This window comes from Brachybacterium fresconis, from assembly GCF_017876515.1.
GTDB classification, from domain to species: Bacteria; Actinomycetota; Actinomycetes; order Actinomycetales; family Dermabacteraceae; genus Brachybacterium; species Brachybacterium fresconis.
The window spans coordinates 2,892,832-2,919,127 of the sequence record NZ_JAGIOC010000001.1 but is presented as its reverse complement, the minus strand read 5'-3'; the positions used below and the strand labels follow the sequence as shown (position 1 = coordinate 2,919,127).

The 26,296-nt window shown below is 70.8% G+C and carries 19 protein-coding genes; 7 read left to right on the top strand and 12 right to left on the bottom strand.

The genetic code is table 11. The annotated features are described in order from the left end of the window. Nucleotides 1-224: 224 nt before the first annotated feature. From JOF44_RS13165 to JOF44_RS13140, 6 genes are all read right to left on the bottom strand, one after another. Nucleotides 225-1,859, bottom strand: a complete 1,635-nt coding sequence (locus JOF44_RS13165) for an ATP-binding cassette domain-containing protein (protein WP_209892167.1) — start codon at nucleotides 1,857-1,859, stop codon at nucleotides 225-227. Then, the gene (locus tag JOF44_RS13160) at nucleotides 1,859-3,529 is read right to left on the bottom strand and encodes an ABC transporter substrate-binding protein (RefSeq protein WP_209892163.1); all 1,671 of its coding nucleotides are present in this window, start codon (nucleotides 3,527-3,529) and stop codon (nucleotides 1,859-1,861) included. The genes JOF44_RS13165 and JOF44_RS13160 overlap by 1 nt, the downstream gene beginning before the upstream one ends. Next, on the bottom strand, nucleotides 3,526-4,575 hold the full coding sequence (locus JOF44_RS13155) for an ABC transporter permease (protein WP_209892158.1): 1,050 nt from the start codon (nucleotides 4,573-4,575) through the stop codon (nucleotides 3,526-3,528). Before JOF44_RS13155 ends, JOF44_RS13160 begins: the two co-directional genes overlap by 4 nt. After that, on the bottom strand, nucleotides 4,575-5,510 hold the full coding sequence (locus JOF44_RS13150) for an ABC transporter permease (protein ID WP_209892156.1): 936 nt from the start codon (nucleotides 5,508-5,510) through the stop codon (nucleotides 4,575-4,577). The genes JOF44_RS13155 and JOF44_RS13150 overlap by 1 nt, the downstream gene beginning before the upstream one ends. A gap of 500 nt (nucleotides 5,511-6,010) precedes the next feature. Then, nucleotides 6,011-9,097: an alpha-mannosidase gene (locus tag JOF44_RS13145; RefSeq protein WP_209892153.1), complete on the bottom strand. Its 3,087-nt coding sequence runs from the start codon at nucleotides 9,095-9,097 to the stop codon at nucleotides 6,011-6,013. A 24-nt stretch (nucleotides 9,098-9,121) separates the two neighbouring features. Beyond that, nucleotides 9,122-10,429: a glycoside hydrolase 5 family protein gene (locus tag JOF44_RS13140; protein ID WP_209892150.1), complete on the bottom strand. Its 1,308-nt coding sequence runs from the start codon at nucleotides 10,427-10,429 to the stop codon at nucleotides 9,122-9,124. Nucleotides 10,430-10,790: 361 nt separating this feature from the next. On the opposite strand from JOF44_RS13140, the gene JOF44_RS13135 reads away from it, so the two are divergent. The 4 genes from JOF44_RS13135 (at nucleotide 10,791) to JOF44_RS13120 (ending at nucleotide 14,874) form a co-directional block, all read left to right on the top strand. Further along, the gene (locus JOF44_RS13135) at nucleotides 10,791-12,095 is read left to right on the top strand and encodes an extracellular solute-binding protein (RefSeq protein WP_209892148.1); all 1,305 of its coding nucleotides are present in this window, start codon (nucleotides 10,791-10,793) and stop codon (nucleotides 12,093-12,095) included. Next, nucleotides 12,092-13,057, top strand: a complete 966-nt coding sequence (locus JOF44_RS13130; protein WP_209892145.1) for a carbohydrate ABC transporter permease — start codon at nucleotides 12,092-12,094, stop codon at nucleotides 13,055-13,057. Before JOF44_RS13135 ends, JOF44_RS13130 begins: the two co-directional genes overlap by 4 nt. Before the next feature lies 1 nt (nucleotide 13,058). After that, a complete protein-coding gene (locus JOF44_RS13125) occupies nucleotides 13,059-13,976 on the top strand; it encodes a carbohydrate ABC transporter permease (protein ID WP_209892142.1) in 918 nt (305 codons plus the stop codon). Nucleotides 13,977-14,430: 454 nt separating this feature from the next. Further along, on the top strand, nucleotides 14,431-14,874 hold the full coding sequence (locus JOF44_RS13120) for a hypothetical protein (RefSeq protein WP_209892139.1): 444 nt from the start codon (nucleotides 14,431-14,433) through the stop codon (nucleotides 14,872-14,874). Nucleotides 14,875-14,971: 97 nt separating this feature from the next. Here the strand turns inward: JOF44_RS13120 and JOF44_RS13115 are convergent, their stop codons facing one another. From JOF44_RS13115 to JOF44_RS13105, 3 genes are all read right to left on the bottom strand, one after another. Continuing rightward, the gene (locus JOF44_RS13115) at nucleotides 14,972-16,351 is read right to left on the bottom strand and encodes a four-carbon acid sugar kinase family protein (protein ID WP_342591780.1); all 1,380 of its coding nucleotides are present in this window, start codon (nucleotides 16,349-16,351) and stop codon (nucleotides 14,972-14,974) included. A 190-nt stretch (nucleotides 16,352-16,541) separates the two neighbouring features. Further along, the gene (locus JOF44_RS13110) at nucleotides 16,542-17,942 is read right to left on the bottom strand and encodes a GntP family permease (protein WP_209892133.1); all 1,401 of its coding nucleotides are present in this window, start codon (nucleotides 17,940-17,942) and stop codon (nucleotides 16,542-16,544) included. Nucleotides 17,943-18,098: 156 nt separating this feature from the next. Further along, nucleotides 18,099-19,070, bottom strand: a complete 972-nt coding sequence (locus JOF44_RS13105; protein WP_209892130.1) for a 3-hydroxyacyl-CoA dehydrogenase family protein — start codon at nucleotides 19,068-19,070, stop codon at nucleotides 18,099-18,101. Between the two features lie 611 nt (nucleotides 19,071-19,681). Between JOF44_RS13105 and JOF44_RS13100 the strand changes: the two genes are divergently transcribed. Further along, nucleotides 19,682-21,166 carry an Nramp family divalent metal transporter gene (locus JOF44_RS13100; RefSeq protein ID WP_209892126.1) on the top strand — a complete coding sequence of 495 codons (1,485 nt, stop codon included), beginning with the start codon at nucleotides 19,682-19,684 and terminating at the stop codon, nucleotides 21,164-21,166. A 41-nt stretch (nucleotides 21,167-21,207) separates the two neighbouring features. Next, nucleotides 21,208-21,642, top strand: coding sequence for a hypothetical protein (locus JOF44_RS13095; RefSeq protein WP_209892123.1), 435 nt, complete (start codon nucleotides 21,208-21,210; stop codon nucleotides 21,640-21,642). Between the two features lie 170 nt (nucleotides 21,643-21,812). On the opposite strand, the gene JOF44_RS13090 is transcribed toward JOF44_RS13095, so the two are convergent. The 3 genes from JOF44_RS13090 to JOF44_RS13080 form a co-directional block, all read right to left on the bottom strand. Further along, complete coding sequence (locus JOF44_RS13090; protein ID WP_209892120.1) at nucleotides 21,813-22,664, bottom strand: fumarylacetoacetate hydrolase family protein; 852 nt, start codon at nucleotides 22,662-22,664, stop codon at nucleotides 21,813-21,815. 148 nt (nucleotides 22,665-22,812) lie between these two features. After that, entirely contained in the window at nucleotides 22,813-23,997 is a 1,185-nt protein-coding gene (gene rhmD / locus JOF44_RS13085) for an L-rhamnonate dehydratase (RefSeq protein WP_209892116.1), read from the bottom strand. After that, nucleotides 23,994-25,058 (bottom strand): zinc-dependent alcohol dehydrogenase, encoded by a 1,065-nt coding sequence (locus JOF44_RS13080; protein ID WP_209892113.1) that lies wholly within the window; start codon nucleotides 25,056-25,058, stop codon nucleotides 23,994-23,996. The genes rhmD and JOF44_RS13080 overlap by 4 nt, the downstream gene beginning before the upstream one ends. A 415-nt stretch (nucleotides 25,059-25,473) precedes the next feature. On the opposite strand from JOF44_RS13080, the gene JOF44_RS13075 reads away from it, so the two are divergent. Beyond that, the gene (locus JOF44_RS13075) at nucleotides 25,474-26,235 is read left to right on the top strand and encodes an SDR family NAD(P)-dependent oxidoreductase (RefSeq protein WP_209892109.1); all 762 of its coding nucleotides are present in this window, start codon (nucleotides 25,474-25,476) and stop codon (nucleotides 26,233-26,235) included. Nucleotides 26,236-26,296: the final 61 nt, after the last annotated feature.

Here is a 26,296-nt window from a genome sequence, read left to right as displayed (position 1 = left end):
TGCCCACAGCGTCCTGCCGGCTTCCGGGCACCTCGTGAGGGCAGGCTCGTGGGGGCAGGCTCGTGGGGCCAGGCTCGTGGATGCCTGGCTCGTGGCGGCAGGGGCCGTCCGCCGTTGTGCGCTGTGCTTCCATGTGTGGAAGCGGAGCGCACAACGGCGCACGGCAACGGCGCACGTGGCCCGCTCGGCTGGCGCGCCGTCCGGGTCTGCCCTGCCGTCCGGGTCTACGCGGCCGGCCGGTCGCCGGCGCGCAGCCGCCGGGCGGGGTCGGGCACGCTCGCGAGCAGGGTGCGCGTGTACTCGTGCTGCGGGTTCCCGAGGACATCGCGCGCGGCGCCCTGCTCGACCGCCTTCCCGGCCTGCAGCACCGTCACGCGATCGGCGAGGGTCCCGACCACGGCCAGGTCGTGGCTGATGAACACGCAGGCGAAGCGGGTCTCCTCGATCGCGTCGCGCAGCACGTCGATCACGTGCGCCTGGATGGTGACGTCCAGGGCGCTGGTGGGCTCGTCGGCGATGAGCAGGGCCGGCTCGAGGATCAGGGCGCGGGCGATCGAGACCCGCTGGCGCTGACCGCCCGAGAGCTCATGCGGCAGCCGGCTGACGTACGAGGCAGGCAGATGCACGATCTCCAGCGCCCGCTTCACGCGCCTCGCGATGTCGGTGCGCGAGATGCCGCCGGCCAGCTGCAGCGGCTCCCCGATGCTCCAGCCCACGGTGCGGCGCGGGTTCAGCGAGGAGGCGGGGTCCTGGAACACGAGCCCCACCCGCGCGTACGCCGCCCGACGCTGCGCGGCGCCGAGCGTGCGCGGGTCGACGCCCTCGATCTCGAGGGTGCGCGCCTGCGCCGGGACCAGGCCCGCGAGAGCCTTCCCCCACGTGGACTTACCGGAGCCGGACTCGCCGACCAGGCCGTGGATCTCCCCGCGCCGGATCTCCGTGCCGACATCCTCGAGCGCCCGGTGCGAGCCGCCGCGACGGTGGTACTCCACGGTCAGTCCCTCGACGCGGACGACGGGATGCTCGCCCTCCCGCTGCTCCGGCACCGCTCCCCCGTCGGCCCGCTCGAGGCTCTCGGCGAGCCGCGGAACGGCGGACAGCAGGGCCTGCGTGTACGGGGCATCGGGCGCGGAGAGCACCTGGCGCACCGGTCCCGTCTCCACCACGTCGCCGTCCTTGAGCACCACGACCTCGTCGGCGATCTCGCCCACCACGCCCATGTCATGGGTGATGAGCAGGATCCCGATCTGCCGCTCCCGCACGATCCTCACCAGCAGCTCGAGGATCCCGCGCTGCACGGTGACGTCGAGCGCGGTGGTGGGCTCGTCGGCGATCAGCAGCGACGGATCGCCGCTCAGCGCAAGGGCGATGACCACGCGCTGCAGTTCGCCGCCGGAGAGCTCGTGCGGGTAGGAGGCGGCGGTGCGGTCCGGGTCCGGCAGGCCGACGGAGGCCAGCAGCTCGCGGGTGCGCTGCGCGGCATGCGCCCGGGAGCGGATGCCCTCGCGCACGGCGAGGCCATGCCGGAAGCCGGTGGACACCTTCATCACCGGGGACAGGGACTGCCCCGGCTCCTGGAAGATCATCCCGATCCGCCCGGACCGGATCTGCCGCATCTCCGGGGCGGAACGGCCGACGAGCTCATCACCGTCCAGCCGGGCGCCGCCCCGCGCCTCGGCGCCGCGCGGTTGGAGCCCGATCGTGGCCAGCGCCGTCATGCTCTTGCCGGATCCCGACTCGCCCACCAGCGCGGTGATCCTCCCCGCGCGCACGGTGAGGTCCAAGCCGGTCACGATGGACCGGCCGGCGATACTCACCTGCAGGTCATGGAGGACCAGGAGCTCGTCGGCGGTGCTCATCAGCCGAGCTCCACCGTGAGGTAGTTCGGGTAGGCCGGGAACTCGCCGATCACGAACTTCTCCACGCCGGAGCCGTGGATGAACGAGTTCTTCGAGTAGATCAGCGGCACCACCGGTGAGTCCTCGAGGATCTGCTGATCCACGGCGGCCCACTTCGCGTGCGCCTCCTCGGGGTCGAGCGTCGAGGAGGCCTCGAGGATCGCCGCATCCACGTCCGGGTTGTCGTAGCGAGCGAGGTTGTAGTTGCCGTGCCCGATCTGGCTGGAGTCGAACAGCGGGGTGAGGTTCGCGTTCGGCGAGGGGACATCCGGCTGCCACGAGCTGAGCACCAGGTCGTAGGCGCTGCCATCGCCGGCGGTGACCTCGGAGGAGTAGGCGTTCTCGTCCAGCGGCTGGATCGTCACGGTGATCCCGGCGCGCTTGAGGCCCTGCTGGACGGACTCGGCGGTGCCGGTCTGGTCGTCGGTGATGACCAGGCGCAGGGTCAGGTCTCCGGCGCCGGTCTCCTCGAGCAGCGCGGTGGCCTGGTCCACGTCACCGGTGGGATCGTCCGCGTACAGCGAGTACTCCTCACGGCCGGCGATGCCCGGGGTGATCAGCGTGGTCGCGTAGTCGCCGGAGATCTCGCCGCCCTTGGCGGTGCGGTAGGCCTCCTTGTCCACGGCGTACTGGATGGCCTGGCGGACCTTGACGTCCTTCAGCGCATCGGACTCCGTGTTCAGCGCCAGGTACTCGAGCGCGCCAGGGCCGGAGGTGACCAGACGGTCGCCGACGTTCGGATCGTTCTGGGCCTGGACCAGCTGGGCCGTGGGCACGAAGCTCGCCAGGAACGCGTCCTGGGAGTCCGAACGGTCGGCGATGATCGCTTGCGCGACGACGCTCGCGTCCTGGGCGAGGGAGAACTCGATCGAGTCGGGGCCGCCGAGGCGGGCCTGATCGGTCTCGACGTCCCACGTCTCGTTGCGCACCAGTGTGGCGTGGCTGCCCGGGGAGTAGGACTCGAGCCGGTAGGGGCCACTGGCGACGGGTTCGGTCGCATAGGTCTCGGGCTCGCCTGAGTCCTCGGGGACCGGTGCGAACGCCGGGGTCGAGGCGATCCAGCCGAAGTCGCCGTAGGGGCGGTTGAGGTGGAAGACGAGGGTGAGGTCGTCGGGCGTCTCGATCGAGTCGAGGTGCTCGTCGGAGAACGGACCGGCGTAGTCGGCGCCGCCCTCGAGCAGCACCTTGTGATAAGTGAGTCCGCCGGTGAGCTCGGAGGCGAACGACCGCTCGAGGCCGTACTTGACGGTGCCGGCGGTGATCGGGGTGCCGTCTTCGAACTGCAGGCCCTCCTGCAGGGTGAAGGTCCAGGTCTGGCCGCCCTTCGACGGGGTGCCGACGTCGGTCGCGAGATCTGGGATCAGCTCGGTGGGGGCGTCGGCCGGGGTCTTCCAGGAGGTGAGCCGACGCGCTGTCAGCCCCAGCGTGGTGATCGCGAGGTTCTGGCTGGTCGCGGGGTCGAAGCTCATCTCCTCACCGGTGGTGAAGATGGTCAGGGTGCCCCCGTTCTTGCCGCCGTCGTCGGGGGAGCTGGCGGACCCGCTGTTCGAGCAGGCGGCGAGGGTTCCGGCGCCGAGCACGAGCGGGGTGGCGACGAGGATGCCGCGTCGCGTGAAGGATGCCGTGGTCATGAAGGATTCTCCTGAGGGTTCTGAGCAGACGGGGTGGTGGCTGTGGGGCGGCGCGAGGAGCGGCCGCCGCGGGCGAGGCGTCGGTCCAGCAGAGGGCGGGCGAGATCGGCACCGAGGTTCGCGAGCACGATGAGCAGTGAGCCCACGAGGGTGGTGCCGACGATGACCGGGAGGTCGGCGGTGGAGGTCGCATCGAGCAGCAGCGCCCCCAGGCCGGGTTGGCCGAAGATCCGCTCGGTGATGACGGTGCCTCCGAGGAGTGCACCGAGGTCGAGGGCGATGAGCGTGGTCAGCGGCAGGGCGAGGTTGCGCAGCGCGTACCCGTCGATGCGCCGCTCGGATAGTCCGGTGGCACGCGCGGTGCGCACGTAGTCCAGGCCGAGCTGCTCGATCATCGAGGACCGCACGAGCCGTGCGTAGATGGCGCCGTTGAGGAAGGCGAGGGTCGCCCAGGGCAGCACCAGGTGGCGTGCCCACTGGAGCGGGCCGTCGGTGAAGGGCTCGTACCCACCGCTCGGGAGGAGGCCCAGACGCAACGCGAACACCACCACGGCGAGCAGCCCCACGACGAAGGCGGGGGCCGAAGCGGCGACGACGGACACCCCGGTCACGATCCGATCCAGCGGGCCGCCCTGTCGGCGTGCGGCCAGCACGCCGGCGGCGATGCCGAACGCTGCCTGCAGGGCGACGGCTCCGAGCGCGATCGAGAGGGAGATCGGGAAACGGTCAGCGAGCAGGCTGGTCACCGGCTGGTGCAGCTGGAAGGAGTACCCGAGGCAGGGAGCCGCGCACTCGACGACGACGTCGGCCGAGCCGAAGGTGCGCCCGGTGACGATCGCCATCAGGAACGTCCCCAGCTGGATCCACCAGGGCTGGTCGAACCCCATGAAGCCGCGGGCGGCCTCGAGGTCCTCCGGGGAGCAGGGTTTTCCGCACATGCGCAGCGCGGGATCGATCGGGGCGACGTAGAAGATCGCGAAGGTGAGGGCGACGACGACGAGGAGCACGCCCAGGCTGCGGGCGACGCGCTGCAGGGAGAGGAGCATCAGCGCACCCCTCGGGGGTCGAGGGCGTCACGCAGGGTGTCGCCGAGGATGTTGAAGGAGAAGGTCACCAGGAACAGTGCCGCGGCGGGGAACAGCAGAAAGGCGGGATCCACGAGCAGCCAGCTGATGGCGTCACCGATTGACCGGCCCCACGACGGAGTGGGCGGCAGCACGCCGACGCCCAGGAAGGACAAGGTGGCCTCCGCGCTGATCCTGCCCGGCAGCGAGATGCACGAGTACACGATCACGGTCGAGGCGACGTTGGGGAGCACCTGATGACGAAAGAGGTGCCCGAAGCGGGCGCCCATCACGCGGGAGGCGACGACATAGGGCTGGCGCACGATCACGCGGGTCTCCGCGGCGACCACGCGGGCTATCCCGGGCCAGCCGAATATGCCGATGACCAGGGTGAGCAGCAAGGCCCGAGGCGCCTCCAGCGGAAACAGGGCGCTGAGCGCGATGGCGAAGATGAGGAAGGGGAAGCCCAGGGTGACGTCGGTGGCGAAGTCCACCAGCTTCTCGACGATCCCGCCGACGGCTCCCGCGATGACGCCGAGCACCACCCCGATGACCGTCGCCATCACCGTCGACGCGATGCCCACCAGCAGTGACACCCGGGCGCCGTGGACGACCAGGGAGAACAGGTCGCGCCCGGTCCCGGGCTCGACCCCGAACCAATGGTCGGCGCTGATGCCGCCCAGCACCCCGATGGGGGCGGTGTCGGGCCCGAGGGCGTCCGCGTGGAAGGTGAACGGGTCGTTCCCGGACAGGGCGCTCAGCTGCGAGGCGAAGATCGCGGAGAGCAGGCTGAGGGCGATGACGACGGCGGCGGCTAGGGGCGCCGGGCGCAGGAAGGAGCGCCAGACGGGCGCGCGCGAGGGTCGCTCCTCCGCCGAGGCAGCAGCCTCGACCGGGAGGGCGTCACTGGTCGTCATCACGAATGCTTTCGGTCGTCCAAAGCGGAGCGTTGATGAGTATTCCACCGGACGGTGTCCGACGGCACCTCGGGCCGTCACATTTCGACAACACCGCAGCGCTCTGCACCCGCGGAACGCGCCGCTTCATCGCCCGCGCGGCCGGCCACTCAGCCGGCCGCTCACGGAATCGTCGCGGCGCCTGAGTTCCGAGCAGCATCCTGCCGCCGGCATCTCGCGCGGGCCAGGCTCGTGGGGCGGGCTAGTGGGGGCCAGGCTCGTGGGGGCCAGGCTCGTGGGGCCGGGGCCGGCCGCCGTTGTGCGCTGTGCTTCCATGTGTGGAAGCGGAGCGCACAACGGCGCACGGCAACGGCGCACGTGGCCCGATCGGCAGGCGCGGCGCCCGGGCCTGCGCCGCCGATCGGGTCTCCGCTGCCGCCCGGGTACCCCCGCAACCCGGGGCCGCGCTGACGCCTGGGCCTACGCTGCGGGCCAGCCGCCGCGCCGGAGAACCAGGGAGATCAGAACGTCGCGCGCACCGTCGTGATCTCGAAGGGGTTCAGTGTCAGCGGGATCCGCTCCCCCTGTGCCTGCGCCGCCCGCTCCGCGAGGGGCGAGCGCTCATCGAGCGGGCGCTCCAGCAGGTCCACGACGGTGAGCGAGCGCGCCCCGGGGACGGAGAGCGCGGTGAGCGCCCGTCGGCCCTCGGACTCGTACAGCCGCACCAGCAGATCGTCGGAGCGGTCCTCGGCGCGCTTGATGGTCTGGATGCGCGCGCTGCTCTCCTCGAGGGTCGCCACCGGCTCCAGCGGTGCCGAGCGGTGGAGCGTTCGCTCCGCCTGGTTCAGCGCCTCACCCATGTCGATCGCGTCGGCGACGGCCGCCCGTGGGCGGATCGCGTAGCGCACGGTGTACTCGCCCTCCTCGGCGAGGGGATCCGGGAACTCCGCTGCCCGCAGCACCGTCGCCCGCAGCACGGTGGTCGTGCCCGCGCCGTTCCTCCCGCGAAGCACGCGGCGCACGTCGTGCCCGTACGAGGAGTCGTTGGCCAGGGCGATGCCGAAGTCCGGCTCGGCGACCCGGACCCATCGATGCGCGCAGGTCTCGAACCGACCGAAGTCCTCGTTCGTGTTGACCGGGATCGGTCGGTCGATGTGCCCGAACTGGATCTCGCTGCTCATCACCGCAGCCCGCACGTCCAGGGGGAAGGCGAGCTTGAGGACCTTCTTGCGCTCATGCCAGTGGACGTCGAGGTCGATTCCCAGCTCGGTCGCTCCGGGGACGACGGAGTACGTGAGCACGATCCTCGACCCCGCGCCCACCGAGGGTGCTCCCTCGTACGGACGCTCCGGGAAGCCGTCCGGGCGGGTCCGGTAGGCGACCGCCACGCGCACGGTGCCGTCGTCGTCGGTCGTGACCTCGGGGACGGACTCGGCCTCGAGGTCCCGGTGCACATGGCGATAGAACTCGTCGATGTCCCAGGAGTCCCAGGCGTTGGGGGCGTCGCGGTGCAGCTGGAGGAGGGCTCCCCCGGCGCCGGGAGCGATGGCCTCTCGGCCTTCGCGTCCTGCGCGCAGCGAGGTGAGCAGACCACGCTCGTCGATCTCGACATGCAGCTCCGGGGTCTCCACGACCAGGCTCCCGCCCTCGCGGGACAGCGCCGGAGCACCTTCGGGCCGCTCGGGGACGTCCGCGCCGAGCGGGACGACGCCCTGTACCGCGCGCGAGCGGGAGTTGACGAGCTGCTCGGTGCCGCCGTCGTCGCCGAGGACCTGCAGCGCCGCAGCCACCAGGGCCTCGCCCCGCTCGGTGATGTGCGCGTAGGAGTGCTCCGCCTCGCGGTGCACCCAGGCGATCGAGGAGCCGGGCAGGATGTCGTGGAACTGCAGCAGCAGCAGCTTGTCCCAGAGCGCGTCGATCTCTTCGTGGGGATATTCGAAGCCGGCGACGAGATGCGCTGCCGTCGCGCTCCATAGCTCCACGTCGTGCATCAGCGCCTCGGTGCGGCGGTTGCCCTGCTTGCCGTGGATCTGCGAGGAGTAGGTGCCCCGGTGCAGCTCGAGGTACAGCTCGCCGTTCCAGATCGGCGCCTCGGGATGCTCCTCCTGGGCGCGGGTGAAGAAGTCCGTCGGGGTGGACCACTCCACCCTGGGGGCACCGTCGAGATCGGCGAAGCGCTCCTGGGAGGCGATCATCTCCCGGGTCGGCCCGCCGCCGCCGTCGCCCCAGCCCGTCGGGGTCAGGCCGATGTGGCTGGCCCCCTTGTCCTTGAAGTTCGTCTCGAAGTAGGCGAGCTCCGCGGCCGTCAGCTGACCGTTGTAGGCATCGATGGGCGGGAAGTGGGTGAACTGCGTGGTGCCGTCGATCCCCTCCCAGCGGAAGGTGTGGTGGGGGAAGGTCGAGTACTGGTTCCAGGAGACCTTCTGGGTCAGGAAGTAGTCGTTGCCGGCGAGCGCGCAGATCTGCGGCAGGGAGGCCGAGTAGCCGAACGAGTCCGGCAGCCAGGTCTCCTTCGTCTCGATCCCGAACTCGTCGAGGAAGAACTTCTTGCCGTGCAGGAACTGGCGGGCCAGCGCCTCGGAGCCCGGCATGTTGGTGTCCGACTCGACCCACATGCCGCCGACAGGGATGAAGCGCCCCTCGGCGACGTGACGGCTGATGCGCTTCCAGAGACCGGGGTACTCGTCGCGGATCCAGGCGTACTGCTGGGCGGAGGAGCAGGAGAACGTCAGCTGCTCGTAGTGCTCCAGCAGCCAGCACACGTTGGAGAAGGTGCGGGCGCACTTGCGGCGGGTCTCCCGCAGCGGCCACAGCCACGCGGAGTCGATGTGGGCGTGCCCGGTCGCGATCACGGTCAGGGCGGACGCATTGGCCGGTGCCCGGAGCGCGGGCCGCAGCGCGTCCCGGGCGTCGGGCGCGCTGGCGTGCAGGTCGTCAGGGTCCGCTGCGTCGAGCGCGGCGGTCAGCGCCGCGAGGATGTCGAAGCGCCGCGGCGACTGCTCGGGCAGCGTGTGCATCAGTCCGTCCAGCGCCACGACATCCTGCTCGAGCTCCCAGATGCTGCGGCTGCGCCAGGCCAGGCGCAGCCGGGTGAGGTCGTAGATCGGGTCCTCTCCGGCCGTCGCCTTGTCGCCGAGGGGCGTCGGCTCGAAGGTCCAGTCGCCCGGCACATTGGGGTTCGCGGCGCACTCGAGGTAGTAGTCCACCTGCTGGCCGGGCTCGAGCGTGAGGTACTGGTTGTAGGGGTTGATCGCCTTGACCGTCTCGCCCTCCGGGGTCCAGATGAGCGCTTCGGCCTGGAAGCCAGGCATGTTCGTGAACGACAGGTCGAGCTGCAGCTCGATGTCCTTCTGCTCGTCGCAGGTCCAGGTCTCGGGGACGGTCCCGGTCACGTGCAGCCACAGCGTCGACCAGGGGCGGCCCCAGCGGTCGCCCACGGAGATCGGGGTGTAGTCCTGCTCGCGCGCGACCTCGAAGGGCACCGGCTCGTCCGGCGCCTCCCAGGCGTCGATGGTGAGCGGCGCGGTGTCCAGGTGCCGGCGGGCGGGCAGCAGTTCCCGGAGGAAGCGACGGACCCGGTCCTCGCTGGTGGGACGGTTGTCGTGCATGGATTCTCCTCGGTGGCGGACGGGTCAGCGCCGCGCGACGCGACGCAGGTTGATCGGGGCCGACGGGCTGGCGTTGTGGTCGGTGACCTCGACGGCGGGTGAGTCGTCGTCGGAGACCACGAGGCGGCAGGACCTGCCCTCGAGCGATTCGGCGACCCACTGTGCGAAGACCTCTCCGCGGGGCCCGAGGACGGAGCGATCGGAGCCGTCCCGGGCGAGGTCGGGGACGGGCAGCTCAGGGCGGGACGGATCGGCCTCGGTGGTGCGGTCGGCTCGACCGGCCGGGCCGTCGGCGTCGGCGCCTCCCGCCCGCAGCTCCGCGGCGAGGGCGCCGATCGCCTCGCCGATCGGCTTGGTGCGACCATGCTCGTCGAACAGGCCCAGGCTGTACTCGACCTCGGGGAAGTCGCCGAGGCCGCGGCTGACGTCGTGGGAGCACCACCAGGTGACCGCTTCGACGGCGGGATGGGCCACGGCCGCGCGGATGCTCGTGTCCGCGAACTGCGGTGCGTCCTCGGCCTCGACCCAGGGCGTGGGCGCACCGATCTCCTGCAGCCAGATCCGCCGGTCCGCCGGGGCCCCGAGGTGCCGCCGCCACAGATCGGCGACCTCGATGAGGTAGCGCCCGTAGAGCGCGAGCGCGGGATGCCCTTCGCCGAAGGTCTGGCCGGCGCCGGTGAACACCCAGGAATGGACCGTGGTGGAGGCCCCGAGAGTGACCGCGTCGGCCGGGGTGAAGGGATGGTCGTCCTTGAACCACAGCGTGTCGTCGAAGCTGTGGTGGTTGCGACGGCCGGGAAGGTGGTGGTCGGCCGTCTCCAGCAGCGCGCGGGTCCACTCGGTGGCCTGCCGGCTCGTGACGGGGTGCGGATCGGGGTGATAGGACGCCGCGAACTGTCCCACCTCGTTGCCGAGCGTCATGCCCGTGACGTGCGGGCGACGGTCGAGTTCGGTGCCCAGCACACGGGCCAGCTCCTGCTGGGCCGCGATGACGTCCGGGTCCGTGAACAGGTTGCGGCGGTGCCAGGTCGAGATCCATGCGGGCAGGAAGTCGAAGCTGGACAGGTGGCCCTGCAGCAGGTCCACCGAGATGTCCAGGCCCTGCTCCCCCGCCAGGTCCACGACCCGGAGGACGTCGTCCACCGCGGTGGGGGAGATCAGGGTCCGGGACGGCTGCAGCACCGGCCACAGCGGGAAGATCCGCACATGGTCCAGTCCCAGCTGCGCGATCTGGGCGAGATCCTCCCGCACCGGGGACGGATCGAACGAGCCCCAGGAGTGGAACCACCCTCGTCGGGGTGTGTAGTTGGCTCCGAGCATGGGCTGCGGCACGGGGGGATCACCTTCACAACGTGTCGACTAAAGCGATTAAGGCACCCTAGCATCGCCTCCCGCCCCGCGAGCAGCGGGCGCCACGGAGCCCACGGCCTCGTCGCGATCCGACCCTTTCGCCGGCCTCCGCCCTCTCGCGCCGTGACCGTGAGATCCAACACTTCACGACCGGGCGACCACGGCGCACCAACTCCTTGCTTAAGCGCTACAGTGGTGGCGAACTTAAGCGCTACAGTGATTTCCGACGTCAGCGCTGCCGCACGGTGTTCCGTCCGTGCGGAGCACCCCGGGGCTCCCGAATCGCCGAGGCCGACCGTCGGTGCTGACGACCCTTCCCGATGGCGGGAGAAAGGAGGAGCACATGCTCACTCGTCGAGGACTCGTGGCAGGCGGCGCGCTGGGCGGCCTGCTGCTCCTGTCCGGCTGCGGACTGCGACCCACCGGAGGACCGACGGTGCCCTCCGGCCCCATCGCTGCCGACGGCGAGCTGGAAGGGAGCATCCGCTTCCAGACCTGGAACCTGCGCAGCGGGTATCTCGACTACTTCCAGGGGCTGATCGACGAGTTCGTCACAGCTCACCCGGCAACCGCGATCGACTGGGTCGATCAACCCGCCGACGGCTACGCCGACAGCCTCCAGGTCGACGCCGCCAACCTGGACCTGCCCGACGTCATCAACGTCGCCCCCGATCTGGCACTGCCCCTGGCGCGGGCCGGACTGCTCCTGGACCTCTCCGAGGCCCGGCCGCAGGCCGCGGAGGCCTATCTCGACGGCGCCTGGCAGGACTACACCTACGAGGCCGCCGACGGCTCCTTCGCCTACCCCTGGTATCTCAACACCGGTCCGACGTACTACAACCGCTCCCTGTTCGCCGATGCCGGTCTCGACCCCGATGCTCCACCGGAGACCTGGGACGACCTGCTGGACCAGGCACTGGTGATGGGCGATGCGGCGCAGGGCGAGTACTACATGATCGGCCAGCTGCCCGTCATCGCCGACTTCGGGCTGTACGGGGTGCCGCTGATGGACGACGCGGAGGAACGCTTCATCTTCGACGACGATCTCGCCGTCGGTTTCGTCGAGCGCTTCCGCGAGGCCTACGAGCGCCAGGGGCTGCTGCCCGATGCGACCGTGCTCACGGCGACCACCGCCGGCGAGCGGTTCCAGAGCGGCCAGGTCGCCTTCTCCCCCGGCTCGGCCTACGACCTGGAGAACTTCAAGGAGAACGCCCCGCAGCTGTACGAGAACCTGGGCATCTCCTCGGCGATCACGAACACCGGACACGCCAACATGACCTCGCAGGGCATCGCGGTCAGCTCCCGCACCGAGCACCCCGAGGTCGCCATTGCCTTCGCGGAATTCGTCACGGGGGCCGAGAAGCAGACCGAGTTCTCCCGTCTGGTGAACGTCTTCCCCTCGACCGTCGGCGCGCTCGAGGACCCCTACTTCACCGAGGAGGACGGCGCCGACGGCACCCACGTGCGCGTCATCTCGGCCGCTCAGGTCGAGGACGCCCGCAACCACCAGCCCGTGGTCTGGACCGAGGAGATGCGGATCGAACTGCAGCGCCAGCTCTCGGATGCCGTCGTCGGCCGGACCAGCGCCCGGGACGCGCTCGAGGCGTCCGTCAGCCAGGCGAACCGACTGATCGGAGCCAGCTCATGACCTCATCGTCCACGACCGTCGCCCCCGCGACAGCGGACGCCCCGGCGATCGATCGCGCCGCATCGCGACCTCAGCGCCGTCGCGGGCTGCGCACCCACTCCCCGCTCTCGCCCTGGCTGCTCATGGCGCCGGCGCTGCTGGCCGCGATCGTCTTCGTGCTCTTCCCCTTCCTGAACACGATCGTGCTCTCCTTCACCGATGCCCAGCCGCTCGTGGGCGGCTCGTTCACCGGGTTGCAGAACTACCGTGACCTGCTGGCCGATCCCATGTTCTGGGTCGCTCTGCGCAACTGCCTGCTCTACGTGGTCGGGGCCGTCCCGCCGCTGGTGGTCCTGCCGCTGCTGCTGGCCATGCTGGTGCGCAAGGCGGTACCGGGGATCGGCGCGATCCGGACGGCCGTCTACACCCCCGTGATCGCCTCCGTCGTGGTGACCGGTCTGATCTGGACCTGGATCCTGGACTCCCGCGGGCTGGTCAACTCCGTCATGTCCTCCCTGGGCGTGATCAGCAGCCCGATCCCGTTCCTGACCGACGAGTTCCTGCTGCTGGCCTCCTCGATGATCGTGACCGTCTGGCAGGGCCTGGGGTACTACATGGTCGTCTACCTCGCCGTGCTCGCCAATGTGCCGACCTCGCTGCACGAGGCCGCCATGATGGACGGCGCCTCGCCCGTGCGGCGCTTCTTCACCGTCACGCTCCCCGCCATGCGGACGACGATGCTCCTGATCGGCGTGATCTCCTCCCTGGCCGCATTCCGCGTGTTCTCCGAGATCTTCGTGCTCTCGGGGGGCACCGGCGGGCCGGGAGGCCGCTCCAGCTCCCTGGTGATGCTGATCCGGGAGTCGGGCACCGGGCTCTCCGGTCGCCTGGGCTATTCCTCGGCCATCTCCATCGTCCTGTTCCTGCTGACCGTCCTGCTGATGATCGCGAACCTGCGCCTGTCCTCCCGGAAGGAGAGCTGAGATGGCCACCGGTACCGTCACCGACGCCCCTGCGAGCGCCACCCTGCCCCCGAGGCGCCGTCGTCCCCGCCAGCACCTCTTGTCCGACGGCGAGACGGCACGGACGCCCGAGCTGGTCATGCGCTATCTGCTGCTGCTCGGTGTCGTGGTCATCTCGATCGGACCGTTCATCTGGCAGCTCTCGACCTCCTTGAAGGGCGTCGGCGAGAACCCCTACGCCTCCCCGCCCGAGTTCCTGCCCTCGGACCCCACCCTCGCCAACTACATGGCGGTCACCGACGTGATCCCGGTCTGGTCCTACATCGGCAACTCGCTGTTCGTCGCGTTCTTCAACGTCTCGCTCAGCGTCGTCGGATGCGCGATGGCCGGGTACGCCCTGGCCCGACTGCGTTTCCGCGGTCGGATCATCGCGCTCGCGATCTTCGGAGCCACGCTGCTCATCCCCCAGGAGAGCTCGATGATCGCCCTGACCCAGGTCGTGAACGCCCTGGGCCTGGGGAACACCCTCGTCGCCGTCTTCCTGCCCACGATGATGAGCGCGATCAGCGTCCTGCTGATGTGGAACGCCTTCCTGGCGATCCCCCGGGAGATCGACGAGGCCGCCCTGATGGATGGCGCCACGGTCTGGCAGCGCTTCCTGCGTCTCGGGCTGCCCGCCGTCAAGGGCACCGTCGCCGTCGTCGCCCTGCTGGCGTTCATGGGCAGCTGGAACGACTTCCTGTGGCCGCTGCTGATCCTCTCGGACCCGGACAAGTACACCCTCACCGTCGGGTTGAACTACCTCCAGGGCACCTTCGCGGACAACCCCCAGGTGGTGGCCGCCGGGACCATCATCGCCGTGCTCCCCCTGGTCGTGCTGTTCCTGGCCCTGCAGCGCGTCTTCTTCCGGGGCGTCGCTGAGGGAGGCGTCAAGGAGTGAAGACGGCCACGTGACCCCGCGCCCCGCGCCCGATACTCGGTGACTGGCGAGTTCTGTGCACGCTGCGTCCATCCATGGAAGAGAGGCGCTCATACCCCTGGAGCAACTGCCATGTGGTGTGGGGCCCGGGGTGAAGTGGGCGTCGGGGATATCGCGGCGTGTGGAGACGTGCGGGGCACCGGGACACGGGCACCGGGAGCGGGGACGGCGGGAAGAAGGAGCTGCGGGTCGCCGAGCGCCTCGCCCGCGGGGCCCGTCGCCTCGCCCTGATTCGACAACTGCGCCGCCCGGCCTCACGCCGCCGGCGGCCTCGCCGCCGCGGCCGGACCCCGGGGGCACCGCGACGCCCCCGGCGAGCCGGACGGTGTGGGATAGTCGAGCTGACCGTCACGAACACTGCGCGCTCGCTCACGGCAGGGCCGGTCGCGCACTTCCTCGCCTCGGGAGGATGTCGATGCCGACACCGTATGCAGGATCACGCACGGCGGAGGTCCAGGACTTCCTCGACCAGCTGCGCGCCATCAGCCCAGATCTCGTGCACCGGCTCTGGGAGGAGCTGCCGCACGCGGAATACTTGCGTCGCGTCGTGGCCGCCCAGGAGCGTCTCGGAAACGATCGCGGACACCGTCTCTCGGCGAGCGTCCACTCCTCCGTCGTCCGCGCCTATCGCGAGGCCATGGGGGAACTGGGCTTCACCAGAGAGGACTTCCCTGGTCGATCCCTCCCCCGCTTCCGCACCCTCGCCGAACAGGCCGTGGTGTCCATCGCGGACATGGACTCCCTCGATCGCGAGAGCTACGAGGACTGCACGGCGGCCTTCGCGGCCCTGGGGTTCCGGATCCCGGCCCATCCCGACTCCGCCGGTCGGACCGCGCCGGAACCGCCCCGGGGAGGCTGACCCGTCGCAGCCGGGCCGCGTCCGTCCGCCGACGGGTGAGGACGGGCGGCCGGCGGGGCAGTGCTGGACAGGGTCCCGGCGCGGAGCGACCCCGCCGTCAGCGCGAGGCGGCGGCGGCGGCGAGGCGGTCCACGACATCCGCGAGGGCCTGCTCTCCGCCCACGTTGCCCGGGAAGACGACGTACGGCGTGCCCATGACCTCCTCGGGCGCCTCCTGCGCGGAGAACAGGGAGACCTGGCCGGGCCAGAACTGCCCCTGGACCCGGGCGCGGCGGATCCCGAGCCCATGGGCGGCGACCTCGTGCGAGGTGATCCCGCCCTTGGCGACGACCCAGGCGGGCCGCACCGTGCGGACCCGTCGGACCACCTCGACCACGGCATCGGACACGCTGCGGGCGATGGCGAGGGACTCCGTGGCATCCTCGGTGCGCACCAGGTCACGGCTGGTGTAGAGCACGCAGTCGTCCCCGCCCAGCGCCTCCCGAACGCGCTCGGCGACGTCGACGAGGTGCTGCTCGCGCCGACCGTCGAGCAGGGATGGTACGTCGAGCTCGACCTCGACGAGGGTGCCGCGGGCCTGGACGGCGCGCAGCTGGGTGGTGGTCAGTCCGACGTGGGAGCCGACGACGACGAGACCGTGGTCCAGGTGCCCCGCAGGGACCGGGATGGTGCCGGCCTCGACGACGCGGGCGCCGCTCTGCCCGGCCAGCGGGCGGACGAACGAGGGGCCGCAGCGGGTGACGAGCGTGCGCCCGGCCGCCTCCCGGCGGGCGACGGCCTCCGCGACGACCTCCATGTCGGAGTACTCGGTGGCGTTGACGACCACCCAGCGCCGGTCCCGGGCGCCGGCGAGGATCTGCTCCACCCGCTCCACGCCCCGCTCCGCTCCCCCGGCGCGGATGTCCTCGAGCCCGATGCTCAACACATCGGCAGCGGGCACGGCTGCCCCGGAGCGCTCCTGCACGAACTCGCGCAGGTCGGAGTGGGAATAGCCGAACGTCGCGTCGCGAGCGAAGTCGGTGTCCTCGACGCGGCGGGCCTCGCCGCCGACCACGGCGTAGTGCACGTCGCCCTCGGTGAAGCGCCCGGCCTCGAGCATGGCGGGGACCAGCAGGATCGCGTCGACCTCCCGGCCGTGCGCCGCGAGCTCGTCGGCGATCGCAGCGGGTTCTGCGATCACGTGACCGCGCAGCGTCGAGTCGGAGCGGGAGACGACGTGCAGCCCCTCCGGGGCACCGGGCTCGGCGAGCACGCCGGCGAGGATCCGACGGTTCAGCGCGACGGCCTCGTCCTCGTCCCGGGCCCGGGTGTTGGTGAGCACGAAGCAGGTCGAACCCGGCTCGGCGAGGACACCGCGGGGAATCGCCGGGTCGAGGTCGAAGGCGACGTCGACGCCGGCGACGCACTGCGAACCGGTGGGGTCGTCATCGAGGACCAGCAGGCGGCGATCAGCGTTCTCGGACACAGTGACGGGCACAGGCACAGGAACCTTCTTCCAGGGTCGGGGCGGGACGTCAGGGCAGGGCACGGCACGCCGAGCGACGGGCGGAGGCGGATCACGGGACTCCATGGACCGGTCGGCCCGTGTAGGAGCTCGGCGGAACCGTGACGTCCCATACTGCCCTGCCGACCTCGTGCGCGGCCGCGCCGCCCGCCCTCGCGCCCCGTCAGGCCGCGAGGACGAACACCACCGCGGACAGCGCGAAGCCGACCAGCGAGATGCTGGTGCCGACGACGGACCAGGTCTTGAAGGTGGTCACGGTGTCGAAGCCGCAGAACTTGCCGATCAGCCAGAAGCCGGAGTCGTTCACGTGCGACCAGCCGATGGAGGCGGCGCCGATCGCGATCACCACGGCGGCGACGGCGACGGCCCCGAAGTCTCCGGCCACGATCGCCGGGGCCATGATCGAGGCGCCGGTGGTGGCGGCCACGGTGGCCGAACCCTGCGCGATGCGCATCGCCATGGTCACGAGGTAGGCGGCGACGATGAGCGGCAGGCCCAAAGCGTCGAGGCCGCCGGCCACCTCGTTGCCGATGCCGGTCTCGGTGAGGATGGCGCCGAAGGCGCCGCCGGCGCCGGTGATCAGGATGATCGAGCAGACAGGAGCGAGGGCGTCGTCGACGAGCTCCTCGAGCAGCCCGCCGACCTTCTCACCGCGACGCCGGCGCGGGATCACGTACAGCAGCAGCATCGCCAGCAGGGCGGACAGCGCCAGCGCCACCGGGGTCGCGCCGATCAGGCGGGAGAGCTGGAAGGCGATGTTGTCGGCGCTCACGGTGCCCTGCGCCTCCAGCGTGGAGAAGGCGGTGTTGAAGAAGATCAGCACCAGCGGGAGCAGCAGCACCAGGACGATGGAGCCGAAGGCGGGTCGCTCTGCCGCGGGGACGTCGCGGGGGTCGCCGAGCAGGGCGGGCACCGGGGTGTCCGGGAAGCGCCGGGAGATGACGCGGGCGACCAGGTAGCCACCGACGTACCAGGTGGGCAGGCCGACGAGCAGACCGACCAGCACGACCAGACCGATGTCGGCGCCCATCACGGTCGCCGCGGCCGTCGGGCCGGGATGCGGGGGAAGCAGGGCGTGCATCGTCATGAACGACGCGATCGACGGCAGCACGTAGAGCATGAACGAGCCGCCGAGCCGCCGAGCCACCGTGTAGATGACCGGCAGCATCACGATGAAGCCGGCGTCCAGGAAGATCGGGAAGCCGTAGAAGAGCGAGGCGACCGCGAGGGCCAGCGGCGCCCGCTTCTCGCCGAAGGTGTCGAGCATCTTGTCGGCCAGCACCTGGGCGCCGCCGGTGACCTCGACCAGTCTGCCGAGCACGGCGCCGAAGCCGACCAGGAGCGCAACGGTCCCGACGGTGCCGGCGAATCCGTCGATCACCACGTCGATGACGTCGCCGACGCCGATGCCGGCGGCGAGGCCGGTGGCGACCGCGATGATGAGCAGGGAGAAGAAGGCGTGCAGACGGGCCTTGATGATGAGGACGAGCAGGAGGGCGATCGCGACGACGGCGATCGTCAGGAGCAGCCAGACGGGCCGCTCCGCGAGGACGAGGTCTTCCACGGGTGTTTCTCCAGTGAGCGTGGGGTGGCCCCTCAGGGGCGTGGGGCCGACGGGCGGGCGGAGCCAGGGCCCGGCGCGGGCTGCGCGGGGCCCCGGGTCCTCGAGCGGGGGCCGACGGGGCGGGCGAGCCCGATGCCGGGCCGCCCGGTCGCGGGGTCAGTCGGCGGTGGGGGTGGCCTTCGGGGCCGGGCCCAGCTCAGCCAGCAGCTGCGACATCTTCGCGTAGGCCTTGTTGCGGTAGGCGACCAGCTCGGCCGCGGTGGCTTCGTCGTAGTCGCCCAACAGGCCCTTGCCGTTCTTGACGCCCTTGCGGTCCTCGGCCACGGCGTCGGTGAGGATCTGCGGGGTGGCCAGCCGCTCCCCGAAGGCGCCCTCGAAGGTCACGAAGGAGCTGGCGTAGACGTCCAGGCCCGCCTGGTCCACGATGGCGAACGGGCCGAAGAAGCCCAGGCGGAACCCGAAGGTCGTGCGCACGATGGTGTCGACGTCCTCGGCGGTCGCCACGCCCTCCTCGACCACCGCGGTGGCCTCCTTCAGGAGGGCGTACTGGAGGCGGTTCAGCACCATGCCGGGGGTGTCGGCGACCTGGGCACCCTGGTTGCCGGACCTCTCCAGCAGCTCCTTGACGGCCGCGACGGCCTCGTCGGTGGTGGTCTCCCCGGCCACGAGCTCGACACCCGGGATGAAGGGGGCGGGGTTGGAGAAGTGCACGGTGAGGAAGCGCTCGGGGTTCTTCACGGCGCTGACCAGCTCCTTGACCGGGATGGTCGAGGTGTTGGTGCCGATGATCGCGTCGGGACGGGCGTGCTCGGAGATCTTCGCCAGCACGTCGCGCTTGATGTCGACGCGCTCGAAGACGGCCTCCTCGATGAAGTCGACGTCGGCGACGGCCTCTTCGATGCTCTTGCCGGCGGAGATGTTCTTCGCGACGAGCTCGGCGCTGCCCGGCGAGTAGAGTCCCTGCTCCTCGAAGTCGCGAGCCTCCTGCTGGAGGCGCTCGAGGGAGGCGTTCGCGTTCTCGATGCTCACATCGGCGACGGTCACCTCGAACCCGGCGATGGCGAGGACCTGGGCGATGCCGCCGCCCATGTACCCGGCGCCGACGATGGTCACGGTGGAGATGGTCATGGAGAACTCCTTCGTCCGAGCGGTGCGCCGCCGTGGAGGAGGCGCCTGTGCCGCCGACTGCCCCGAGGATCCCCGGAGCGAGCATGCGGCTCTGCTGATACTGCGATAATCCTATTGGATATTGCCCGAAGATGCGAGAGCGGCGCCATCGGGGGTCCTCCCGGACTCCACCACGGGCCGCTGGGGACCGATCGGACCGACGGTCTCGGGGCCACGGGGCCGTCGGTCGCTCGCGCCCCCGGTCACAGCCAGGTCACGGCGGGGTCTCCGCACATCATCCCACTGCTGCCACCGCATCGGCCAGCGGCGTTCACGCCGCCGCGGAGCGCGGCCGCGACAGCCGTCCCGCTCCGTGGTGCGGCCCGCCATCCGCCCGATGGGACGCTCGGCGTTCGGCGACCATCGATCCACGATCCTGTAGGAACTGGTTGACAGGGGTCGTTCCACGGCCTAGGTTCAGGGCGAATGTGACCCAGGTTCCATCCTGGGGCTCACGCGGGAGCTCCCGCCCGAGACCGGCAACCCCCGCGAAGACCGCGGCGCGCCCCGGGCGACGGCAGCATTCTCCCCCGGAGACATCCGACGACTGGCCCAAAGGAGGACCAGCTGACATGACTACAGGACAGCCTGAGAATCTCGGGCTCGGGGAGCTCCGCTTCCCCGAGGCGGATCCCCGACTGAAGAAATGGAGCTTCGGGAACCTGCTGGCCTTCACCGGGCCCGGCATGATCCTCGCCTCCGTCACCATCGGCAACGGCGAGGTGTTCTCCGCCTCCCGCGGCGGCGCCGTCTTCGGCGTCGCCATCCTCTGGACCTTCGTGTTCTGCGCGATCATGAAGGCCGCGATCGTCTATTCCGGCGCCCGCTACATCACCCTCACCGGCGAGCACCCCTTCCAGCGCTGGGCCCAGATCATCCCCGGGCCCCGGAACTGGCTGGCCCTGCTGCTGGGCATCCTGGCCGTCGCCTGCTTCCCCTCCTGGGCGGTCGCCTACTTCCAGGGTCTGGGGCAGTGGTCGAACTGGACGTTCCACACCGACATCAACCCCATGATCTGGGGCATGATCTGGGGTGTCATCGGTTTCGCGACCGTGTTCATCCGCAGTTTCAAGATCGTGGAGAACTTCCAGACGGTCGTCGTCGGCCTCATGATCATCTTCGCCTTCATCGCGGTCTTCGTCTCGAACCCGCCGTGGGTCGAGGCCCTGCGGGGCCTGATCCCGGGAGCTCCCGCCGACTACCCCCAATGGGTCAAGGACGGCTTCCCCGACGTCGCCGCGCGGCCGATCCCGCTGGAGATCATCGCCTACCTCGGCGCCCTCGGCGGCGGCAGCTACGACTACATCGGCTACGTGGGCTCCCTGCGCGCCAAGCGCTGGGGCATGCTCGGTGTGCCGAACCCGGCCGAGCTCGAGGCGAAGCTCGACCGTCTGGACACCGACGTGGCCCGCATCCCGCTGGCCGAGGACGGCGAGAACCTCGAGAACGGCCGCGCCTGGCTGCGTGCAGCGCAGCTGGACGTGGTCGCCTCCTTCGTCTCCGTGACGATCCTGGCGCTGACCTTCCTGATCCTGGGCGACGTGGTGCTGGGCACCGGCGCGGCGGAATCCGTGCCGAACAACGACAACATCCTCAGCGACCAGGCGGCGTTCTTCTCCGTCATCTCCCCGGTGCTGGTGTACCTGTACCAGATCGCGATCTGGGCGGCCTTCTTCGGCTCGCTGCAGGCCCTGTTCTCGACGATCTACCCGTACACGGTCCGCGAGGCCTTCGCCCCCTCGTTCGCGTTCCTGCGCGATCCCAAGCACTGGCACAGGATCCGCGTCGCCGTGGCCGCGTACACCTTCCTCGGGGCGACGTTCCTGCTGTTCAGCGGCGTCAGCTACACCGCGGTGATCTCCTTCGCCGGCATCCTCGGCGGCGTGCTGTCCCTGGGCGTGTGGGGCTTCGCGCAGCTGTGGACCGAGCACAAGGTGCTCCCGAAGCCGTACCAGATGCACCCGGTGCTGCGGGTGATCGTGCTGATCAGCTCGATCTTCCTGTTCATCGCCGGGGCGATCGCTCTGGTCCAGTTCTTCGTGAACTTCCTCGGATGAGCACGACGACCGCCCCTGCCCCCGTGAGAGGATCCGGGACCATGCGCACCCCCGTGTACCTGATCGCGATCGCGTCGTGCCTGGTGCTGTCCTGGCTCTTCGCCTCGCGGGAGAACTGGCTCGGCATGGGCCTGGTGCTGGTCGCCGCCGTGGTCTACGGCGTGCGGCTGGTCATCACCTCGCGGGCGGACCGCGCGGCCTCTGCCGAGGCCGCCCGGGGACCGAAGGCCGCGACCTCCGCAGAGCAGGAGCAGTTGAAGGCGGAGCTGGGTGAGATGCGCGAGGCCTACGAGCGCAGCCGCCGGGTGATGCTCCTGCTGACCGTCGTCATCGCGGGTCTGGCCGCCGTGGCCTGGCCGTGGAACCCGGCCCTGGCGCTGGCGCTGCTGATCTTCTCGATCCCGACGCTGGTGCTGGCCTGGCGCCGGACGAGGGCCATCCGCAAGATCGACGCCGGGCTCTCCTCCGCTCGCTGATCCCCGCGTCATGCCCGACGGCGCCGACCCCCGCCCCGGGGTCGGCGCCGTCCTCTGTGCGGGGCCCCGGCGGACGGCACAGACCCGACGGCACGCGAGTGCCCCGCCTGCTCCGGGGAGATCCAGGGGCGGGCGGGGCGCTGCTGCGTCCGCGCGAGCGGCCAGGGGCCTCAGCGGCGCTGGACGAACCTCTGGCGCTGCTCCCCCAGGCCCTCGATGCCCATCTCCACGACGTCGCCATCGCTCAGGTACGGGAAGCGACCGGACAGGGCCACGCCCTGCGGGGTACCGGTGTTGATGAGGTCGCCGGGCGAGAGCACCATGTACTGCGACAGGTGGTGGACCAGCTGGGCGACGGAGAAGATCATGTCTGCGGTGGTCGAGTCCTGGCGGGCCTCGCCGTTCACGCTCGACCACAGGCGCAGGTCCCGCTGCTGGACCTCGTTCGACGGCACCAGGTCGGGGCCGACGGGGTTGAAGTTCTCGGCGCACTTGCCCTTGGACCACTGCCCGCCCGACTCGGCGAGCTGGTAGTCCCGCTCCGAGACGTCATGACTGGTCACGAAGCCGGCGATGACGTCGAGCGCCGCCTGCTCGTCCGGGAGGTAGGAGGCGCGCTTCCCGATCACCACGCCGAGCTCGACCTCCCAGTCGACCTTGGTGGCACCGGGCGGGATCGGGACGTCGTCGTGCGGGCCCACCACCGTGTTGGGGTGCTTGAAGAACACGATCGGGGTGCTGGGCGGCTCGGCTCCGGACTCGGCGGCGTGGGCTGCGTAGTTCTGACCGATGCAGATGACGGCCTCCGGACGGGCGATGGGTGCGCCGATGCGCTCCTGGTCGGCACCTTCCCACACCGGCAGCTCGCCGGATTCGACCGCGGCCGTGGCCTCGTCGAGACCGCCGCCGACCATGAAGGCCCCGGTGATGTCGTCGGTGAGGGCGTCGAGGCGATAGGTGACGCCGTCGCGGACGAGGGCGGGCTTCTCCTGCCCGAGGGGGCCGAGTCGTCGCAGCTGCATGGGTTTCTCCTTCGAAGGGGTGGTGGCTCGGGCGTCGGGCCGGCCACCGGTCGGGTCTCGTGCCCCACGATGCCAGGGACGAGCTCCGCCCGTCGCTGCGCCCGAGGGATGATACATCCGATGTATCAGGGGGTCGGGCCGCCGGCCGTCAGTGCGTGTGGGGCCGGTGGCGCGGGATCTCGGGGTTGAACTCGACGCCGAAGCCCGGGGTGTCCGGCACCCGGATCGTCCCGTCCGCGGGAACGGGTTCGCCGAGCAGCATCGGGGAGAACATCGGGACGATCTCCTCGGCGCTCGGGTGCATCATCAGGAATTCGCTGAAGGGGCTGTTCGTCCGGGTGATCACGAAGTGATAGGAGTACACCGAGGAGCCGTGCGGGACCACCATCGCGCCGTGGGCGTCGGCGAGGGCGGAGATCTTCAGCAGCTCGGTGATGCCGCCGCACCAGCCGACGTCGGGCTGGATGATGTCGGCCGCGCCCATCTCGAGCAGCTGGCGGAAGCCCCAGCGGGTGGCCTCGTGCTCGCCGGTGGTGATCAGCATGCCCGACGGGGCGTTCTTCCGCAGCTGCCGGTAGCCCCAGTAGTCGTCGGGGATCAGCGCCTCCTCGAGCCAGCGCAGCCCGTGCTCGTGGGCGCGGTGCGCCAGGCGGGTCGCGTAGTCGACGTCGAGCGACATCCAGCAGTCGTACATCAGCCAGAAGTCCTCGCCCACGCGTTCACGCATGTCGGCGAGCAGGGCGATGTTCTGCTCCATCCCCTCCTCGCCGTCGGCCGGGCCGTGGTGCAGCGGCATCTTGCCGCCGAGGAACCCGAGCTCCTTCGCGATATCGGGCCGGGCGCCGGTGGCGTACATGCTCAGCTCCTCGCGCACCGGGCCGCCCAGCAGCGCGTACACGGGCTCCTGGCGCAGGCGACCCAGCAGGTCGTACAGCGCGAGGTCGATGGCGCTGATCGTGTTCAGCACGATGCCGCGTCGGCCGTAGAACAGGGTCGAGCGGTACATCTGGTCCCAGATCCGCTCGAGGTCGGTCACGGGTGCGCCCTCGAGGAAGCGCACCAGGTGCTTCTCGACGATCCAGGCCCCGAGCTCGCCGCCGGTGGAGACGGCGAACCCGACGGTGCCGTCGTCGGCCTCGATCTCGACCATCAGCGTGCCGAGCACGTTGATGCCGAAGGACTGGCGGGAGTCGGCATAGCCGGGATAGCCGGACATGGGGGTGGCGATGTGGTCGTCGATCCAGTGGTCGCTGCCCTGGTCGTGGTAGTCGGCGCCGCCGCCGGTGACGGTGTAGGCGCGGACGTGGGCGATGGTGCGCTGGTGGGAACTCATGCGGGCTGCTCCTGGAGGTCGGACGGGCCGTGCTCGTCGAAGCGGACGAGGATCTTGCCGGCCGGTCCCTGTCCGGCCGCGAGCGCGGTGAAGGACTCCTGGGCCTGCTCGGGGCCGATGACGCTGCTGACCAGCCGGGTCACCTGATCGACGTGCTCGCCGATCCAGGCGGTGGCGGCGGCGAAGTCCCGGGCGGAGTAGGTGAAGGAGCCGATGACCGAGCGTTCCTCGGTGCTGATCGCGAAGGCGGGCAGCTCGAGTCGCGGCGACCCCATGCCCACGAGCACCACGCGGCCGCCCAGCGCGGTCGCCGCGAGCGCGTCGGTCATGGTGGCGCTGAGCCCGACGGCGTCGATCGTGAGGTCGGCCGGCCCGCCCAGCACGCCCTCGACCTGCTCGGCCAAGGGTGCGGCCGACGGGTCCAGCGCGGTGACGCCGAGAGCGGCGACCAGCTCGCGGCGGCGGGGATCGCGTTCGGAGACCGCGATGTCCTCCACCCCCGCGCGATCCAGCGCGAGCACGACCCTCTGGCCGATCGGGCCGCCGCCGACCACCAGGGCCGTCTCCCCGGGCCGGGGTCCGCCCAGGCCGACGGCGTGCACGGCGACGGCCAGCGGTTCGATGAGGGCTCCCAGGTGCAGCGGCATCGCGGGGTCCAGCAGCAGCACGTTGCGCTCGGGCACGACGAGGTAGTCGGCGAAGGAGGACTGGACGTCCTGGGCGACGCCGATGACCTGCTTGCCGGGGGCGTGCTGCTCCCGGTCGCGGTACTGATCGATGAGCTCCTCGGGGACGACGACCGGGTTGAAGGTGGCCGGTGCGCCCACCGGCAGCGCCGCGGCGTCGACCCCTGCGCCGACGGCGGCGATCGTGCCGGAGGATTCGTGGCCCATGATCTGACCGGGCCCGCGGCGACCGTTGTCCCCGGTGAAGCCGTGGAAGTCGGAGCCGCAGATGCCGGTGGCGCAGATGCGCAGCAGGACCTCGCCCGGGCCGGGCTCCGGCCGCGCGGTCTCGACCAGGTCGAGCTGATGGAAGTCGGTCAGGACGAGTGCTCGCACGGAGGTTCCTCACTGGCGGGGCGGTCGGCGGTCGCAGCGGTGATCCGTGGGGCGGTGCGGCTCGACCGGCCTCGCTGCGGGCGACGGCCGACCGACACCCCCTCCAGACATCGGATGTCGACGCCTCCGATGCGGTCGGAGCACGCCGGGCGGGCCACCTCCTGGGGACGCTATCAGCGGCAAAGAGTGCGGAACCGATCCGCGCGATCCGCGTTCCGGGAACCCCGTATCCGGATTCGACAACCTGTCACGTCCGCGTCTGCCACCAGCACAGATGTCCCGCGAATGGATCGGCGCAGGCGGGCCGCGGCGACGTCCTCGTCCCGCCGCTCGTCCGCGCCCCAGGGCGGTGCAGCACGACCCGGGTCGCTTCCCATATCCTGCATGGAAGACGACTCAACGAGGAGAACACCCCATGACTGCAGCGACGGATCTCGAGTTCGCCGGACTCACGGCTCTGGTGACCGGCGGTGGTGCCGGGATCGGCGCGGCCACGATCGAAGCCCTCCGGACCCGCGGTGCGGCGACCGCCGCCCTCGATCTCGACCCGTCGGGCGCTCCCGCGGGCGCGGTGCAGATCCAGGTCGATGTCACCGACTCCGCCGCCGTGCAGGCCGCGGTGGACCGTGCCGCCGCCGAGCTGGGCGGGATCGACATCGTCATCAACAACGCCGGCATCGGGGCCCAGGGGCAGGTCGAGGCCAACGACGACGCCGAGTGGGCGCGGGTGCTCGACGTCAACGTGGTCTCCGTGGCCCGCGTGACCACCGCTGCACTCCCCCACCTGCGCAGGTCACAGGCCGCCGCAGTGGTCAACACCGCCTCGATCGCCTCGATGCTGGGCCTGCCCGAGCGCGTGCTCTACTCCGCTTCCAAGGGAGCCGTGCAGGCGATGACGCTGGCCATGGCCGCGGACTGGGTCGCCGAGGGCATCCGCGTGAACGCCGTCGTGCCCGGCACCGCGAACACCCCGTGGATCGGCCGGCTGCTGGAGAAGGCCGAGGACCCCGCGGCGGAACGGGCCGCCCTGAACGCGCGGCAGCCCCACGGCCGCCTGGTCGAGCCCGAGGAGGTGGCGGAGGCGCACTGCTACCTCGCCTCCCCCCGCAACCGTTCCACCACCGGCGTGCTGCTGCCGATCGACGGCGGGATGACGAGCCTGCGCACCCGATCCTGAGACCGCGGCGCACGGCGCCTCCCGCAGCGGCGCGCGGGGCCCCACGCAGCGGAGCCCCCGA

Excerpts from the sequence above, each read along its gene's own strand:
- JOF44_RS13130 (WP_209892145.1), top strand. The coding sequence starts at position 12,092 with ATGACCTCATCGTCCACGACCGTCGCCCCCGCGACAGCGGACGCCCCG.
- JOF44_RS13155 (WP_209892158.1), bottom strand. The coding sequence starts at position 4,575 with ATGCTCCTCTCCCTGCAGCGCGTCGCCCGCAGCCTGGGCGTGCTCCTC.
- JOF44_RS13125 (WP_209892142.1), top strand. The coding sequence starts at position 13,059 with ATGGCCACCGGTACCGTCACCGACGCCCCTGCGAGCGCCACCCTGCCC.
- JOF44_RS13120 (WP_209892139.1), top strand. The coding sequence starts at position 14,431 with ATGCCGACACCGTATGCAGGATCACGCACGGCGGAGGTCCAGGACTTC.
- rhmD (WP_209892116.1), bottom strand. The coding sequence starts at position 23,997 with ATGAGTTCCCACCAGCGCACCATCGCCCACGTCCGCGCCTACACCGTC.
- JOF44_RS13165 (WP_209892167.1), bottom strand. The coding sequence starts at position 1,859 with ATGAGCACCGCCGACGAGCTCCTGGTCCTCCATGACCTGCAGGTGAGT.
- JOF44_RS13160 (WP_209892163.1), bottom strand. The coding sequence starts at position 3,529 with ATGACCACGGCATCCTTCACGCGACGCGGCATCCTCGTCGCCACCCCG.
- JOF44_RS13090 (WP_209892120.1), bottom strand. The coding sequence starts at position 22,664 with ATGCAGCTGCGACGACTCGGCCCCCTCGGGCAGGAGAAGCCCGCCCTC.
- JOF44_RS13100 (WP_209892126.1), top strand. The coding sequence starts at position 19,682 with ATGACTACAGGACAGCCTGAGAATCTCGGGCTCGGGGAGCTCCGCTTC.
- JOF44_RS13150 (WP_209892156.1), bottom strand. The coding sequence starts at position 5,510 with ATGACGACCAGTGACGCCCTCCCGGTCGAGGCTGCTGCCTCGGCGGAG.
- JOF44_RS13095 (WP_209892123.1), top strand. The coding sequence starts at position 21,208 with ATGCGCACCCCCGTGTACCTGATCGCGATCGCGTCGTGCCTGGTGCTG.
- JOF44_RS13145 (WP_209892153.1), bottom strand. The coding sequence starts at position 9,097 with ATGCACGACAACCGTCCCACCAGCGAGGACCGGGTCCGTCGCTTCCTC.
- JOF44_RS13135 (WP_209892148.1), top strand. The coding sequence starts at position 10,791 with ATGCTCACTCGTCGAGGACTCGTGGCAGGCGGCGCGCTGGGCGGCCTG.
- JOF44_RS13075 (WP_209892109.1), top strand. The coding sequence starts at position 25,474 with ATGACTGCAGCGACGGATCTCGAGTTCGCCGGACTCACGGCTCTGGTG.
- JOF44_RS13105 (WP_209892130.1), bottom strand. The coding sequence starts at position 19,070 with ATGACCATCTCCACCGTGACCATCGTCGGCGCCGGGTACATGGGCGGC.